The organism is Aeromonas sp. R3-1, from assembly GCF_040908345.1.
Classification (GTDB): Bacteria; Pseudomonadota; Gammaproteobacteria; order Enterobacterales; family Aeromonadaceae; genus Aeromonas; species Aeromonas veronii.
Genome location: NZ_JBFODN010000147.1, coordinates 1 through 16,360 on the forward strand (window position 1 = coordinate 1; position 16,360 = coordinate 16,360).

A 16,360-nucleotide genomic window follows, 5' to 3' on the forward strand; every position below is an offset into this window, starting at 1 on the left:
CCCTGCGTGATCTAGCTCACAACTGAGCCATCGACTTTGTTGCTCAGAACAGCCTTGATGTCAAAAAAGTCACTAGAAAACAATTCATTGAATTTAATCTTTTTCTATCTTGTCAAAAACCGTAACACCCAGTCTTGATAACGACCTCGCAACCTCAATTAAACGACGATGGATTCAGGCCCAGTCAAGGTTGGGACGCCTACCGTGTGGCTATCGGACTATTTCCGATTTCACAAAACCGACAACAAGTTCGGAAGTGTTTACATCAGAGGAATAACGCATATGAAGAAGTCTGCACTGACTATTGCCATCTCCAGCCTGCTGCTGGCGAGCGGTGCCCATGCTGCTACCGTTTACAACCAGAACGATACCAAGCTGGAGATCGGCGGCCGTGCACAAGGTGCTTACTACGGTACTGACGACAACGGTTCCGAAGGTGACCAGAGCTACTTCCGTCTGCACGTTGCTGGCGAGACCAAGATTGCTCCCGAGATGAAGGCGTTCGGCTTTGCCGAGTACAACCTGCCGACTTCCGGTTCTGACAACGACGAGCTGCGTTATGCCTATGCCGGCATCAAGCACGACCGTTTCGGCGCATTCAGCTATGGTCGTCAGGATGGCCTGTTCACCAAGGCCGTCAACAACTATACCGACGTCCTGCCTGAGTGGGGCGGTGACGGCCTGGGCAAAGATACCGAAGTATTCGGCACCGGCCGTACCAACGGTCTGGCCCAGTACATCTACACCTATCAGGGGCTGACTCTGGGTGCCCAGTTCACCGGTAACAATGATCCGCAGAATGCTGACCGCTCTAACCTCTCTGGTGCACACAGCACTTGGAATCCGAAGGGCTCTGCAGAAGGTTTTGCTGTAGCTGCCAACTATGATTTCGACATGGGTCTGAGTCTGGGTACTGCTTATAACCAAGCAGGTAAAACAGATGAGCAGGCAGCCAATGCCGCTTTTGGTGGTGATCGCGACGCTAAACTATACGGCGTAGGTGCCAAATACGCAGTGGGTGACCTTTACTTGGCAGCAACCTATTCCCACGGTGAAGACCACCTGTATGTCAAAACCTTCAACGGCTATGCAGAGAAGATGGATGGCTACGAAGCTGTTGCCCAGTACGCCATCGGCAAGTTCAAGCCTTCTCTGGCCTACCTGCGCACTGACGTGAAAGACTCAGCTCACGGTGTTGATGATACCTACACCGAGTACGTATCTATCGGTGCCTGGTACAACTTCACCGACAACTTCAACGCCTACGTTGACTACAAGATCAATCTGTTGGACAACAATGGCGTGGATGCTCACACCAACTCTCTGGGCAAGAACACCGACGACGTAGTCGCGGTTGCCCTGCAGTACAACTTCTAAGTAATTGGAAGTCAGTTATACCCTGTGATACCAATGTCTACTGTTTGAATGACTTCCGGCCGCTCTGCGGCCGGTTTTTTTATTGCGCCTTTTCAGCACCTTGCATATAACTATCGAGCGGATTGATGGCAATATCCGCGCCGTTGACAGGGAGTGACAAGGAGATATTCACGGATGAGACAAGTGCGCGGTAACATAGACTGGCAACGCGGGTGGCAGTTGTTGCCACTGCTGTTGATATCGCTCATCTGGAGCAGCACGGCAGATGCCAGCTGGGATCAGAGCCTCTATCGTCAACTGGGTCTGGCCGGCAAGCTGGATAAACAGACCTTTCGTCAGGCACTCAACAGTTATCAAACTGTGCGCCACAAACGAAAACCTATTCTCACCATCATCGATTACAGCAAGCCATCCACCCAGCGCAGACTGTTTGTCATCGATATGAAGCGCCACAAGCTGCTTTATCACACCTGGGTCAGCCATGGCCGGAACTCAGGTGAACTGGCCGCAAAACGCTTTTCCAACCAGCTCAACTCCCGCCAAAGTTCCCTCGGCGTCTATCGCACCGCAGAAACCTATCTGGGCAAGCATGGCTACTCCCTGCGGCTGGACGGGCTAAGCCCCGGCAAGAACAGCAATGCCCGCAAGCGTGCCATCGTGGTACATGGCGCCGCCTATGCCAGCCCGACTCATCTGCGCAAATATGACAAGCTGGGCCGCAGCTGGGGTTGCCCCGCCCTGCCCAAGGAGCAGGCCAGGGCCATCATAGATACCATCAAGGGAGGGAGTGTCATCTACGCTCACGGCTAGCGGGCACAACACCAGAAAACGCAAGGCCAGCAATCGCTGGCCTTGTTTGTTACGCTTTTCACTCTAAACGTGGCGCGTTATTGGCGCACCACCAGTACCGGACAGGGTGCATGACGCACCACAGACTCGGCGACACTGCCTACCAGCAGATGGCTGATACCAGAGCGACCGTGGCTGCCCATCACGATCAGCTCAACCTCATCCTCCTTGGCCTGAATGACAATTTCATCGGCGGCGCGGCCAAAGCGAATATCAAAGGTAGCCGGGATCGGCAGGGTGGCAACCAGCTCTTTGAGCTGGGTTCTGGCCTGACGCTCCATCTCGTGAGTAATCTCGATGGCCGTCATATGAAGGATCTTGTAACTGTCAAAACCGTGCAGTTGATCAACCACGTGGATCAGCTTGAGCTGGGCCTGATGGCTCTGTGCCATGAAAACGGCATAGTCGAGTACCGCGCGAGACATTTGGGAAAAATCGACTGGACAGAGCAGAGTCTTGATCGATGGCATAATGCAGTCTCCTCTACTGATTGGGGTGCTATTGAATCTTTACTCGATCATAACGATCCGACCGCAAATAACCCTCGACCCTGTCGCAAAATAGAGATGCGGGATGTTTTCTCCGCCCGCCGCGATCAATGGCATGGTATAAATCAGGTGATAAATGCTCTCCTCACCCCTGCGAGGATAATGCTGACCATGCTGCGCATCGGTTGTTTGCTGCTTTGTTCTCTGTGTGCGATCGCCCACGCTCGCACAGCCGATATTCACGTCTATTGCGATGGCTGGCCCGGTTTCTGCCAACCGGATGGCCGCGGTATCTATCTCGATCTGGTGCGAACCATCTACCAACCCCACGGATATCAGATCGTGCCCCATATCGTGCCCTACAAACGTGCCGTCGCCATGGTAGCCAGGCAAGAGGGGGATATGGCGATGAGTGTCTATCTGGACGAGATCAAGGGGGTCAAGCAGCCCCATCAGCCAGCCTCCGCCGATGATCTGACCGTCTTCATGCTCAAGCAGTGGCAGCCGCAATGGCGGGGAGAGCGCAGTCTGGAAGGCGAGACCGTCCTCTGGCGGCGAGGATGGGTGTTAGATAAATATCTTCCGGTCACCATGCGATGGCATGAGATCGACAACCATGAGATGGCCCTGCAGCTGATTGGCAAGGGGCGCTATCGCTATTACCTGACCGCTGGCGTGCTCCATGCAGCCGATGAGACCCCGGCCAATATGTACCGCACCATTTTGCGCTGGATACCGACTTACCCCATTTTTGCCGATACCGAGCAGGGCGAGCGGCTACTGCAGTTGTGGGATCAGGAGATGATGAATCTGATCCGTCGCGGCACGCTGGCCGAGATATATCGCCATTATCACCTCTATGAATACTACCGCGACTTTCTCGATGAGCAGGCGGTCAAGGCCGGCGAAAACTGATCCCTCCATAGGGGAAAGAGAAGGATGCCGCAGCCCCGTCAACAGCGGCCACCGCCAGCAACCTGTCCATGAGCAACACCTTTCCATTGTGGTTTGAGTCACCGTAGCCACGCCACAACTCAGGGTTGCCGGTATCCCTTCGCCAAGCGGTCATAGAGGATCACATTGACCGAGGCGGCCAGATTCATGCAGCCCTGAGTCGGCACATAGACCACATCTTTCACCGCGCCATAGAGGGCGGGATCGAGCGTGCCATCCTCCGGCCCGAAGATATAAAAAGCCCGTTTCGGATGGATATAGTCGGGGAGCGGTGTAGCGCCATCGATCAGATCGACCACCACGGGCACGCATCCCTGCGGGACAAACGCCATCAGATCATCCACCCCGAGCAGCGGGATCTTCTCCACCATCTGCTTGGTATCGGTGGCAAAGCGGCGCGCCAGCTCGAAGCGGTTGCCGGTGTAGTAGACCTCGTCTACCCCGTAACAGCCCGCAGCCCGCATCACGGAGCCGACATTTTCCGGGGACTTGGGATTGACCAGCCCCACGCAGCAGAATGCACTCTTTTCCATCATCTCTCCTCATCTTGCGGCGGCCATTATAAGCCGTTGCAGGGCCACCGACCCGTTAAAAGTCCCCTCCCCGGCTAAACCGCTTGCCAACCCAGCTTTGAATGTCGATTTTTTGTGCGCAAGCCGACAAATTTTGTACAAGCTGATGGCCAGCAAACGTTTCCCAGCAATAATAGACAAACGTTTGTAAATGGATGTTTGTCTATGACTGAGCGTGAACAAGAGATCCTCGCCCTGCTGCGTCAGGATCCCATGATTGCCCAGCAGGAGCTGGCCGATCGCCTCGGCATCAGCCGCTCTGCGCTGGCCAGCCACATCTCCAGCCTGATCCGGCAGGGATATGTGCAAGGCAGAGGTTATGTACTGCGAGAGGGCCCCTACGTGGTGGTGATCGGCGGTGCCAATATGGATATTTGCGGCACCAGCCACGACAACCTTCTGCTCGGCGACTCCAACCCAGGCAAGGTGCGCACCTCGGCCGGTGGTGTCGGCCGCAATATCGCCGAGAATCTGGCGCGGCTCGGCAGCGATACCCGACTGCTGACTGCTGTCGGTAACGACCAGTATGGTCACCATCTATTGGAGGTGAGCCAGCGGGCCGGCGTCGATGTGCGCCAGACTCTGGTGCTCGATGGTCACGCCACCTCCTGTTATCTCAGCCTGCATGATGGTAGCGGCGAAATGAGCTGCGCCATCAACGACATGGCCATCATAGAGCAGCTCACCCCTGCCCGCCTGACCCCCCTCGCAGGCTTTCTCGGCGGTGCCCTGCTTTGGGTGCTCGACACCAATCTGGCTATCCACACCCTCGACTGGTTGTTTGAACGGCAAGGTGAGCACGCCATCTTTGTCGATACCGTTTCGGTGGCCAAAGTGGAGAAGATCCGCCCCTGGCTCGGCAAGATCCACACCCTCAAACCCAATCGAAGCGAAGCCGAGCAGCTGTGCGGCATGACCATCGCCGGGCCCGAAACCTGGCCCATGGTGGCCACCTGGTTCCACCGCGCCGGGGTCAAGCGACTGTTCCTCAGTCTGGGTGAACAGGGGATCTTCTACAGCGATGGCGAGCAGCAGGGTCACCTGCCGGTACTGGGTAGTCCGGTACTCAACGTCACCGGCGGCGGGGATGCCTTTATGGCTGGCCTCGCCCACGCCTGGCTGCAAGAGCTCGACATAGCCCAGACCACCCGCTTTGCCCTGGGCTGCGCCGCCCTCACCGTCAATTGTTCCGATACCGTTTTTTCCGGTCTGAGCAAGACCGCCGTTGACCGCATACTGGAGGAGTACTCATGCTGAACGCTTACCTCGATATCCAACCGGAAGTGGCTGCCGCGCTGACCGCCGGCAAACCGGTCGTTGCCCTCGAATCCACCATCATCTCCCACGGCATGCCCTATCCGCAGAACGTGGAGACGGCCCGTCAGGTTGAACAGGTGGTGCGCGACAACGGCGCCATTCCGGCCACCATCGCCATCCTCGACGGCCGCCTCAAGGTGGGTCTCGATGCGGGTGCGCTGGAAGCGCTGGGCCGGGCTGGCCACAGCGTGACCAAGTGCAGCCGCCGCGACATTCCGTTCGTACTGGCGCGCAAGGGAATGGGAGCCACCACGGTCGCCTCCACCATGATCATCGCCGCCATGGCGGGGATCCGGGTATTTGCCACCGGTGGCATTGGCGGGGTACATCGCGGCGCGCAGGAGACCTTCGATATCTCGGCCGACCTGCAGGAATTGGCACAAACGCCAGTGGCCGTAGTTTGCGCCGGTGCCAAGTCGATCCTCGATATCGGACTGACGCTGGAGTATCTGGAGACACAAGGAGTGCCGGTGATCGGCTATCAGACCGAAGAGTTGCCCGCCTTCTACACCCGCGAGAGCGGCTTCAAGGTTGATTATCGACTGGAGAGTCCGGCAGCCATCGCCGAGGCGCTTCGCCTCAAGTGGGAGCTGGGACTGGCGGGCGGCGCCGTGGTGGCCAATCCCATCCCGACCGCACACGCCATGCCTAAAGCCGACATCGACGCAGCCATTGCCCGGGCGCTCCATGAAGCCGATGAGCAGGGGATCAAGGGCAAGGCGTCAACCCCCTTCCTGCTGGCCCGCGTCTGCGAGCTGACTGGCGGCAATTCGCTGGCGGCCAACATCCAGCTGGTACTGAACAACGCGGCCCTCGGTGCCCGCATCGCCGCCAGCCTCTGATCGCTCGCCGATACCTCGCCATGTAAAAGAGGGCCTCGCGGCCCTCTTGTTGTTTTTGCTATCTGCAGCGCTATTGCAACGCTGTGTTATTGCAGTACCACGCGCCCATTGAGGGGCTGCACCGGCCGATTGTTGGGGTGGTGCATCACCGCCTTGAATGCGTCGATCTGGGCCTGACTGACCTCGACCGGCTGCTTCATTACCAGCCAGCGCACTCCTTCCGAGCAGGGAGGCGTAGTAAGGGAACCGCTGAAGCGATAGTAGTCACGATTCTCGGGCAGTAGTTGCTCAGCAGAGAGCGGCGCCTTGAGGGCCTGGATCTCCCCCACCTTGGCAGGTAATACACTCCAAGCTGCCGCCAGCACCGGATTGGCCTTGCCAGCCTCGAACATCACCGCCACCACGGCGATCTCTCCCTTGTCACTGACATGCACCAGATGCCCTTCCAGCGGATAGGATTTGCCCTCGATGAGGTTCTCACTCGGGGCGTGGAAGTGAAACTGCTTGAGTTCAAACCTGGTGCCATCGAGTTGCAAGGTGCTGCCCGGGGCATAACCGACCTGCACGGTATGACCGTTGTTGACCACTGTGTTGCCACCCGCCTGATAGTGGAGTACCAGCGGGGCCAGTTTGGCCTCGACCAATCCGTTCAGGTCAACCGGCGACTGATTGCTGCCCGCACACTGGCTAAACTCAGGGGTCAGCTTGGCCCAGTGGGCAGGTCCCGCCTCACCGCTATATTCCCAATGGGGGGTGGCAGCAAACACGACAGGGCACAGCAACAGGGAGCAGGCCAACAGAGACTTTCTCATCATACATCCTTATCTTGATTGAAAAGCACGACCATCCCCTCCCTCGGATAGCGGGGCATGCAGAGATGGCATATCTGATACGCGGGATACAGAACATCAGAGCGACTTTCTAATGGTAACGAGCACGGGTTGGTCAATCGGTTTGACCGCGGCTCAATACAGAGTCGTTTGGCAAGTATATGGTGAGGGATCGACAGAGACAGTGAAAGAGGGGGAAATTAATCAGCCGGCTATCCACTCATCGTCTGGCGGATACGGGGCAAGGTTCAGGGAGTCACGCTTTCATAACAACCATCCATAACAACCATCCATAACAACCATCGCGGGAATCCGAGCTCCCGCGATGGTTGCCGATAACGGCAATTAACGGTCGCGATTCAACGCGATCAGACGATCAAGAATCGCCTCACCATCGGCACGCAAACCGTTGTGCTCATACTCATTGGTGATCCAGGCGCGACTGCTCCCCAGGCCACGCAGAGTTTCGCGGCTGTAGTCAAACTCCACATACATATCCTCGGCATAGACGGCGCATGCTACCGGCACCTGGTTGCGGGCCAGCAGGGCCGGATTATAGAGCGCCCCCCAGTCCGCCTTGTTGGCCAGCAGATGAGCCGCCTCTTTCAGGGGCAGCAACTCGCGGAACTGCTCGAACATCCAAGGGTAAACCATCTCGCCGGTGAAGGCGAAATCCTTGCCGGGCGCCCAGTTCACCGCAGGAAACTCTCCTCTGACCCGATCCGCCGCCCAGCGAGTCGCCTCCCCTTCGGCGTAGATAGCCTCGTGCAGAATGGCAAACAGCGGGTTGGTATTGAATGGCTGCATGCTCTGCACCTGATAGAGAAAGGCCGGGCTCAGCTTGTCGCCGATAAAGGCCTCTTCCAGCAGGTAATAAAGCTCCTCAAAGGCACCCGTAGCACCGAGATCCAGCCCCTGCTGCTGGAACTGCTCCACCGTCAGGCGCTGGCCGTTGGGCAGTCGCACATCATGCTGGTGCAGATGGTTGGCCAGCCGGTTGGCAATCCCCTGAGCATGGGGGAAGCGGGCGAAGAAGGCTCGGTTCTTGTCAGCCACCCTCTGGTAGGTGGCGCGGTACACCTCCTCGGCACTGCGGCCGATCGGCGCGATACCGCCGGTGATATAGACCTCCCGCAGGCTATCGGGGAAGAGCGAGAGATAAGTCAGGCAGCAAAAACCACCAAAGCTTTGCCCCAGCAGGCTCCAGCGATGCTTGGGGCTGAGCTCCAGTCGGATGAACTCGGCATCTTGCACTATGCTGTCGGCACGAAAATGGCCGAGATACTCCGCCTGCTCGGTCGGGGTCATTTTGGCCAGACTATGCCCGTGGATGGGGCTCGACATCCCGGTGCCACGCTGATCCAGCAGCAGCACTCGGAACTCCTGCAACGCCCGCTTGAGCCAACCACTATTGGCCGTCGGGCGCGGCGCCCCGAATCCCGGCCCACCTTGCAGAAACAGCAGCCAGGGCAACTTCTCATCGAGCTTGTCTTTACGGCAGAGGGTGCGGGCAAACAGGGTAATGCTGTCGCCATCAGGCTCATCATGATCGAGGGGAACGGTAAAAAAGTGCGGCTCGCAATGAATGCCGTCCAGTACATAGCTCAAGGGGCTGTTCATCTGGGATCTCTCCGTCAGGATGGGAACATCATTGATCCCATCATATCCCCGCCCGGCCACAGGGTCACTCCAGTCTTCCAAAATGTTAACAATGGCTTAAAGGTCGAAACATCACCCGACAAGCAGCTCTTCAACAGTGCTGAATTAATTGTTTTGCAGGGGAGATTGACGCTATGGCGCCATTCAACAAAGATGGCTCGCCTGCACAGGAGTGCAGCCATTCAGGCCGACAAAATGGATAAGGGAATGTGATGAAACCGAAGTGGATCAGGGCCAGAAAAAGAGAGAAGAAGCCATGCCCTGGCAGCATGCTGCAAACCGGAATGCTGCTGTTCAGTGCCACCTGTGGCGCGACGCTCTTTTTGGCCGCATGCAACAGCAACTAGAAATGAAAAAGCCCGCTCGATTGAGCGGGCTTTTCGAATTTGGCTCCTCCTACTGGACTTGAACCAGTGACATACGGATTAACAGTCCGCCGTTCTACCGACTGAACTAAGGAGGAATTGTGGTGCCCAGAGACGGAATCGAACCGCCGACACGGGGATTTTCAATCCCCTGCTCTACCGACTGAGCTATCTGGGCAACGGCGCGCATTAAACCCTTTCCAGCGCAGAGTGTCAACCATGATGGCACGATAAAAAGTGCGTTCGCTCAACAACCGAACGAAGCGGCCATTTATTATCCATTTCAGTCCTGTTTGCCGTACTTGCTGGCCTCTGCACGCCCTGCAGGCTGTGCCAATATGATGGAAATTCGAGGCTCAGTGGGTCAGCCGCATTGAGCCGAATCCACTCTGCGAGTATGCTTTGCCGCAATGATACCGCCTGGAGGCAACATGAGTCTGAATATGCAAGAGTGGCGTGATGAGACCACCGAGATCGTCAACGAACTGCTGGCCGATGGCAGCAATCCCGATGCGGATTACGACATCGAGCACCACTTCGCCTGCCAGGATTTCGACCGTCTGGAAAAAGCAGCGGTTGACCTGTTCAAGGCCGGTTTTGAAGTGACCGATGCCGAAGAGATGGAGCTGGATGACGGCGCCACCATCTTCTGCTTCGATGCCACCATCGAGTGCAAGCTGAATGTCGAAGCGATCGTCGCCGATATCGCCAAGATGCTGCCCATCCTGGAAAAATACGGGGTGGATTACGATGGCTGGGGCACCTACTTCCAGGATTGATCCTGCCTCCATCGTAAAACAACAAGGCCACCTTACGGTGGCCTTGTTGTTTCTGACGATCTCTCACGCCAGATAGCTGGCAGCAAACTCCGCTGGCGGCAGTGGGCGACTGAACAGATAGCCCTGGAGCCGATCACACCCCGCCTCGGTCAGCCACAGCTGCTGCTCGGGTGTCTCTACCCCTTCGGCCGTAATCCGGATCCCAAGCTCATGGCCCAACCCGATGACCGAACGCACGATAGCGGTAGTCGCGCTATTGCTGGCGAGCCCCTGAGTGAAGCTGCGATCCAGCTTGAGGGTCGCCACCTGCAAACGCGGCAGATAGGCCAGCGAACAGTAACCGGTACCAAAGTCGTCGATGGCCAGCTGAAAACCGGCGGCAATCAGGTTGTCGAGGTTGGTCTCAATCTCGTCGGCGTTCTCCATCAACACCCCTTCGGTGATCTCCAGCTCCAGTTGACTGGCCTTGAGACCATGGCGAGCGATGCAGGCAGAGACCCGCTCACAAAGCGCCGGATCACGGAACTGCAGCGGCGAGAGGTTGATGGAGAGCACCATATCCGGCTGCGCAGTTTGCCACTGCGCCAGCTGGGCACACCCCTGCTCCAGCATTAACTGGCCAAGCTGACCGATGATCCCCATCTCTTCCGCCAACGGAATAAACTCGTCGGGGGAGATCATCCCAAGCTCAGGATGGGGCCAGCGACAGAGCAGCTCGGCGCCATGCAGCCGGTGAGTGCGGGTACAGATGATGGGCTGATAGACGGCAACCAGCTGGGCGGACTTGATGGCGAGCGGCAACTGGGCGGCGATCAACTGACGCCGCTTGAGCCGGGCATGCAGCTCGGGATCAAACAGGGTGCAGTACTGCTGCTGCCGTTTGCCCTGCGCCAGCGCAGCCTCGGCATGACTGAGCAACCGCTCGGCATCGCTTGCCCGCCCCTGGGCCAGCCCCAGAAACACCGGGATCTGGATGCGGTGATCTTCCACCTGATAGTGCTCCATCAACTGCTGCTGCAGATGCTGGCTCCACCCCTGCAATGGCTCGTTGAAGTCCGGCAGCAGCAGGCTAAAGTCATCGGCAGCGACCCGACAGAGCAGGGAACGCGGCGGTACCAGCTGCTGCAACCGCTTGGCAACCTGGCTCAGCAGGCGATCGGCAATCCGGATCCCGAAGCGATCGTTGATTTCACGAAAATGGTGCAGATCGACCAGCACCAGCGTGGCACTGCGTCCCCCAAGATGGCGGCTGGTCTGCAAGAACCGGGAGAGTTTGAGCAGCCCGGTCAGACTGTCGTAGTGCTGCTCCTGCTGCAACTGCGCTTGAGTGGTGCGCAGGCCTGTGATGTCACGCCCCAGCGTCAGGATCCCGAGGGAGTGGCCGTCACCATCGGGCACATCGACCCGGGTGATCTCCATGTGTCGCCCCTGCCCGCTGGCATCCAGCAGACAACACTCGCCATGACCCATCCCCTGCGGCGCCGCCAACCGGAACGGCAGCTGCTGACCCAGCACCTCATCGGCCCCATGGCCGATAAAGTCGAGAAACGCCTGATTGCACTCCAGCAACACCCCGTTGTGATCATCGAAACGGATCAGGTCAGGAATTGCATCGAGCAGAAAACGCTGCAACAACTGCTGCTTTTTGACCGTCTGTTCCAGGCTCTTGCGCTGGGCAATCTCGTTAACCACCCCGAATACTGCGCACGCCTCTCCCTGCGGGGTGTAAAGAGGCACCTTGTGCACCTCCATCCAGCAGGTATTCCCGCCCCGGTTGCAATGGAGCTGCTGATACAGCATCGGCACGCCTCCGGCAAGCAGCTGTTCATCCTCACTGCGAAAGAGATCGCCCCAGGGCATCTCTGCATCTGTCTTGCCGACTACCTCGGCAGGCGACTCCAGCTTGGCTTCACGGGCAAACTCACGATTGGCGAACAGGTAACGCCCATGACTATCCCGACAGAAGATACTCATTGGCAATTGGTCGATGATCTGCTGCAGCAGATCCGGGGTGAGCATGTTGGTCACAGGGGCGCTTATGGAGGAATTTCGAGCAAATCTATGATAGCAAAACAATTTTGTAAAGCACCCCGATCACCTCCCCATAACATCGAACGCTGGATGGTTGCTGACAGAGATTGTCGCTCCGGCGATAATAGGCGCCGGTTGGCCAATGGCCTGGTGATATGGACGAGAGAAACAAGATGAAAAAGATTATGGGGAGCGCATTGGCGCTGCTGCTGGTTGGTTGTGCTGGTGACAATAACGGCGGTGAGGAGTATCGCTACAACCCGCCAATTGCCAAGGCAACCAACAACACTCAGGAAATGGCGATCCCGGTGGATCTGGTGTGGGCTCGCGCCGAGAAGTGGTTCACCGATCACGGCCTCACCATCGAAAACAGCCAGCGTGGCTCCGGCCTGATGACCGCCAACGTCAATCAGTCAGCCGACGGGCTGGAGTGGCTGGACTGCGGCACCATGGGCTCCAAAGTTGCACTGGGCAACCCGAACCTGCAGATCAACCTGATCATCACCCAGAGCGGTAACAGCAGCGTGGCCACCGTCAACGTCAAGGGCAACACCGAGCTGTTCTTCGTTGAATCCTCAGGCGAGCGCGTACCGGCACCGTCCATCAAGCCGGTCTGCGTCTCCCGCGGCACCCTGGAGCAGAGCCTGTTCGCCACCCTCGGCAACTGATTTCGCTTCCCTGCAAAAATAAAAAAAGCGGCAGATTGCTCTGCCGCTTTTGCTTTTCTGCTGTCTGCTCGTTTTAGCCATGAGGCTTGTCGATCTCCAGCATATTGTTCAGCAACATATAGTCGATGACCAGGCCGGCTTGGCTCTTATCCGTATATGTATTGCCTGTCAGCGAGGCAAAAGAGTGACCTTCCAACACTATTGTTTGAATCAAGTTATGATCATTTGTGTCATCTCTCACTTCCAAACGAACATTGCCGCTCTCTTCAAAGATTGAGAGCAGTCCTTTCAGAGATGCTTCACTCTTACTTCCATCAGAGTCAAGCAGGTCACTCAGATCAATAACATCTTTCTGATTCAAGTCGACAGTATTATTGGCCGTCTTGTTAAAATCAGTAATGACATCAACGGCAAGATTGCTGGCACTAGCATCACCCTGATTCCATACGAAGAAATCTTTACCTTCTCCGCCAGTCAGAATGTCGTTACCCAAACCACCATACAGTTTGTCACTGCCAGTGCCGCCATAAAGGATATCTTTGCCATCATTCCCATAGAGCTCATCGTTGCCACCCTGGCCAAACAGGATATCGTCACCAAGGCCACCTTGCAGCTTGTCGTTCCCCCCTCGGGTATCGCCCGCCACATCCAATGAGTTGGCATTCCCCTTGATGTACTCGTAAAGCTCAAGGGAGCTGGGTGCATAACCGTTTTTCAAGGTCAGGAACTGGGTCAGCCCATCCAGTCCCTTGCCATCAACCCAATCTGCCGGCTTGGCCGGGTTGCCAGCCGTGCCCCACGGCAGGTGATCGGTATTGATGGCATCCCCGAACAGGATATCGTTGCCCGCGCCACCGTGCAGAACATCATTCCCCACCTCAGCAGGCGTGTTGGTGGTCGAACTGCCAACCAGCACAGCCTTAAGCTGATCTGCCGTGGTGATGATATCGGGTTGGCCAACCGGCGGGCGCCCGTCCATCACCTTAATCAAATTATCGATCGTCAGGGTAGCCGTTCCTGAGTTTCCCCACTCGTTTATGGTAAAAACATAACGGTAATCACCCGCAGCCAGCGCACCGCTGTTGATTGTCCCCGCTGAGGTCACCGCGGCACCAACATTCACCCAGGCAGTGCCGTTCCAGTGTTGCAGCTGCACCGAGAAACTGTCTTCGGAGCCGACATCACTACCCTTGCCAAGGTCGAAGCGCAGACCGCTACCAGCCACCAATGTCATTTTTTCGCTGACAAATACTGACGCTTGATTTTTCGCACTATCTTTCAACTCCAGCCGACTACCGACCATTGTGACACTCCCCGAGCTATCGCCGGTATTGCTCCAGCTACTCGCGCTCCACGGCCCCGTATTGCCGGAAAAATCATTCAGCAACTGAGCGTTCTCATATTTACTGCCAGAACCGACCACCTTGGTATTGTCGAAATACGCCAGGTTCCCCTGGGTCACGCCAGTGCCGATGCCGATCGCCTTGACCTCGCTCTGGCCGGACAGATTCGCAAAAGCATTGATGGCCTTCTGCATATCGATATTGTCGGTATCGCCACCACTGCCCGAAGTATCCCCGTTATAAACCGTCGGGTTACCGTCAGTCAGGAAGTAGGTCAGGTTCTCGAACGTTTTCCCGCTGCCACTGCCCGGCTGGCTGTTGAACCACGCGGCAGCCTTGATAAAGGCATCCTCGTAGTTGGTCGCCCCGTCGGCCTTCAACGAGCTAAGCTTGTCGATAAAATCCTGCAGTTTTTCTTTACCGCTCTTCGACAGGTCGTTAATCGTCAACAGCGAACTCGCCGAGTTACTAAAGCCAATGAGCGTCACGTTAACGACACCATCATGGCCTGCCAGCTGATTGGCCAACGCTTTCAGGGCGTTAATCGTCAAGGTCATTCTGTCCTGACCTGCAGGCGGGTTTTCCCTTCCATCCAGGCCAAATTTCATACTGCCTGATGTATCTACAATCAGGGCGATATTGTAGTTTTTACCCGGTTCAACCGAGGTCTTGATACCACCTATATCTCCCAGCAATACATCATCACCACGCCCACCCTCGACAGGTTTGTCTGACGTACCATTGTCCCCATTCGGGTTAGTGGGCTTGACCATAAAGCCGGTATCCGCTTCGGTATATTTCACTTCACCGGCTATCGGCAGGCCATCCATCTCATACTCTTGCGAGCCAGCCTTGACCGTCACCTTGAGGTTCTCGCTACCGGTCGGCAACTCCACCTGCAGCGACACTTTCCCGTCTTGATCCAGCATGCTGGCCGGCACCTTCCAGCTGCCGTCGGCCTGCAGGCTGCCGCCTTGCACCACGGCTCCAGTCGGCAAGCCGGTAATGGTCAGATCGGTAAAGCGCTCACTGCCGTCGGTATCTTTCAGGTCGACATCAACCTTCAAGGTCGCCAGATCAGCTACTTTAGTCAGATTGCCATTCTTGAACTCATACTTGCCATCTTGCAGGTAAAGAGTCTCAACACTGTAAAAATCATGGAAGGGTCTGTTGGACCCAGCATTGGTACCTGTATAAATCAGTCGATAATCAAATTGATTTGGCGAACCGCCCATCACCAGCTGAAAATCCTTCATTGAGCCAGGGACATAGGCCACATCTTTCCCGTCCCAACCGTAATAGGTCGTGGACGCCTTCAGGCTTTGCGCAATCAGTGTATCATTGCCTGCTCCACCATCCAGAGTGACCGAGGATGCCGTATCCTTGCCGCCGATCAGGATGTCGTCCCCGTCACCACCGATCAGATGGTCAGTGACACTGCCACCGCCGATCAGAATGTCATTGCCAGAACCGCCATCTGCCGAGAAGTGGTCGCCACTACCGTACTTGATGGTGTCTTTGCCGTCACCGCCCAAGACCCAGCTGCCATCCTTGGAAACCAGATAATCATCGCCAGGGGTCGGCAATTTAGACTGCGTCTTGCCAGCCAGGTCGGACAGGATCTGCTCTACCTTCGCCGCCCCCGGCACAAACCCGCCACTCACCAGCTCAACCTTGAGCGTCACACCGTCGACCACCGGCTTGACGTCAACCACAAAGGTCGCATTACCGCTGTTGTTTACCCCGTCGCTCACCTGATAGCCGAACGACGCATAATCCCCCAGCTTGTTGCCAACCCCACCTGAACCTGCGCCACTATCCGCCGACCCGCTCGCCTCATGCGGATCAGGCTTGAACTGCAGCTTGCCGGCGGCGATTTCTGCCTGAGTAAATACCTGATTTTCAACCACAGCCAGCCAGTTACCGTCGTCATCCTTGTACTGCAGCACCCCATCCGCCGGCAGTGAGGTGATCTTGATCGACAGCTGAGCCGCAGGTGTATCCGCATCACTGGCGTTGAAATCACTCCATTTCAAGGTAAACGGCGTATCTTCTTCGCCCTGGGCATAACCACCGGAGGTAGTCGGGGCAGCCAGAACAAGAGCCGTGTCGCGGCCTTCGTCGGAGGTGTTGCCCGCCTTGTCGGTCTGGGTCGCACTTACCGTCAGTGACTCGCCATCCGCCGGGGTCATCTCCGTCCAGCCAATCACGCCAGTGGTAGCGGTGTAGCTGTATACCTTGCCATCACTGGACTGCAGAGTACCGTCAGCCTTCAAAGTCAACTCG

The 16,360-nt window shown here is 56.8% G+C and carries 13 protein-coding genes and 2 tRNA genes; 7 read left to right on the top strand and 8 right to left on the bottom strand.

The genetic code is table 11. From position 1 onward, the window contains the following. The first annotated feature begins 282 nt into the window (after window positions 1-282). Both AB5Y85_RS08990 and AB5Y85_RS08995 read left to right on the top strand, forming a co-directional pair. Window positions 283-1,377, top strand: a complete 1,095-nt coding sequence (locus AB5Y85_RS08990; RefSeq protein ID WP_257687663.1) for a porin — start codon at window positions 283-285, stop codon at window positions 1,375-1,377. A gap of 174 nt (window positions 1,378-1,551) precedes the next feature. After that, window positions 1,552-2,187, top strand: a complete 636-nt coding sequence (locus AB5Y85_RS08995) for a murein L,D-transpeptidase catalytic domain family protein (protein WP_252657246.1) — start codon at window positions 1,552-1,554, stop codon at window positions 2,185-2,187. A 77-nt stretch (window positions 2,188-2,264) separates the two neighbouring features. Here the strand turns inward: AB5Y85_RS08995 and AB5Y85_RS09000 are convergent, their stop codons facing one another. Continuing rightward, the gene (locus AB5Y85_RS09000) at window positions 2,265-2,696 is read right to left on the bottom strand and encodes a universal stress protein (RefSeq protein WP_005335309.1); all 432 of its coding nucleotides are present in this window, start codon (window positions 2,694-2,696) and stop codon (window positions 2,265-2,267) included. 189 nt (window positions 2,697-2,885) lie between these two features. Between AB5Y85_RS09000 and AB5Y85_RS09005 the strand changes: the two genes are divergently transcribed. Further along, window positions 2,886-3,629 carry a hypothetical protein gene (locus tag AB5Y85_RS09005; RefSeq protein WP_257687677.1) on the top strand — a complete coding sequence of 248 codons (744 nt, stop codon included), beginning with the start codon at window positions 2,886-2,888 and terminating at the stop codon, window positions 3,627-3,629. Between the two features lie 119 nt (window positions 3,630-3,748). Here the strand turns inward: AB5Y85_RS09005 and AB5Y85_RS09010 are convergent, their stop codons facing one another. Next, complete coding sequence (locus AB5Y85_RS09010; RefSeq protein ID WP_252657252.1) at window positions 3,749-4,201, bottom strand: RNA methyltransferase; 453 nt, start codon at window positions 4,199-4,201, stop codon at window positions 3,749-3,751. A 204-nt stretch (window positions 4,202-4,405) separates the two neighbouring features. On the opposite strand from AB5Y85_RS09010, the gene AB5Y85_RS09015 reads away from it, so the two are divergent. Continuing rightward, on the top strand, window positions 4,406-5,497 hold the full coding sequence (locus AB5Y85_RS09015) for a PfkB family carbohydrate kinase (protein WP_257687662.1): 1,092 nt from the start codon (window positions 4,406-4,408) through the stop codon (window positions 5,495-5,497). After that, window positions 5,491-6,399, top strand: a complete 909-nt coding sequence (locus AB5Y85_RS09020) for a pseudouridine-5'-phosphate glycosidase (RefSeq protein ID WP_120415514.1) — start codon at window positions 5,491-5,493, stop codon at window positions 6,397-6,399. The genes AB5Y85_RS09015 and AB5Y85_RS09020 overlap by 7 nt, the downstream gene beginning before the upstream one ends. Before the next feature lie 86 nt (window positions 6,400-6,485). Here AB5Y85_RS09020 and AB5Y85_RS09025 read toward each other — a convergent pair whose 3' ends face one another. From AB5Y85_RS09025 to AB5Y85_RS09040, 4 genes are all read right to left on the bottom strand, one after another. Continuing rightward, a complete protein-coding gene (locus tag AB5Y85_RS09025) occupies window positions 6,486-7,211 on the bottom strand; it encodes a carbonic anhydrase (protein WP_257687676.1) in 726 nt (241 codons plus the stop codon). A 363-nt stretch (window positions 7,212-7,574) separates the two neighbouring features. Continuing rightward, window positions 7,575-8,849, bottom strand: coding sequence for an alpha/beta hydrolase (locus AB5Y85_RS09030; RefSeq protein ID WP_257687661.1), 1,275 nt, complete (start codon window positions 8,847-8,849; stop codon window positions 7,575-7,577). 426 nt (window positions 8,850-9,275) lie between these two features. Next, window positions 9,276-9,351, bottom strand: a tRNA-Asn gene (locus AB5Y85_RS09035). A gap of 4 nt (window positions 9,352-9,355) precedes the next feature. After that, window positions 9,356-9,431, bottom strand: a tRNA-Phe gene (locus tag AB5Y85_RS09040). Between the two features lie 265 nt (window positions 9,432-9,696). Between AB5Y85_RS09040 and rraB the strand changes: the two genes are divergently transcribed. Continuing rightward, window positions 9,697-10,032: a ribonuclease E inhibitor RraB gene (rraB, locus tag AB5Y85_RS09045; protein ID WP_026034893.1), complete on the top strand. Its 336-nt coding sequence runs from the start codon at window positions 9,697-9,699 to the stop codon at window positions 10,030-10,032. Between the two features lie 63 nt (window positions 10,033-10,095). On the opposite strand, the gene AB5Y85_RS09050 is transcribed toward rraB, so the two are convergent. Continuing rightward, a complete protein-coding gene (locus AB5Y85_RS09050; RefSeq protein ID WP_043820901.1) occupies window positions 10,096-12,051 on the bottom strand; it encodes an EAL domain-containing protein in 1,956 nt (651 codons plus the stop codon). A gap of 185 nt (window positions 12,052-12,236) precedes the next feature. Here AB5Y85_RS09050 and AB5Y85_RS09055 point away from each other — a divergent pair, with 185 nt between their 5' ends. Further along, window positions 12,237-12,731 carry a hypothetical protein gene (locus AB5Y85_RS09055; protein ID WP_005335330.1) on the top strand — a complete coding sequence of 165 codons (495 nt, stop codon included), beginning with the start codon at window positions 12,237-12,239 and terminating at the stop codon, window positions 12,729-12,731. 73 nt (window positions 12,732-12,804) lie between these two features. Here AB5Y85_RS09055 and AB5Y85_RS09060 read toward each other — a convergent pair whose 3' ends face one another. Continuing rightward, entirely contained in the window at window positions 12,805-16,266 is a 3,462-nt protein-coding gene (locus AB5Y85_RS09060; RefSeq protein ID WP_257687660.1) for a VWA domain-containing protein, read from the bottom strand. Between the last annotated feature and the right edge of the window lie 94 nt (window positions 16,267-16,360).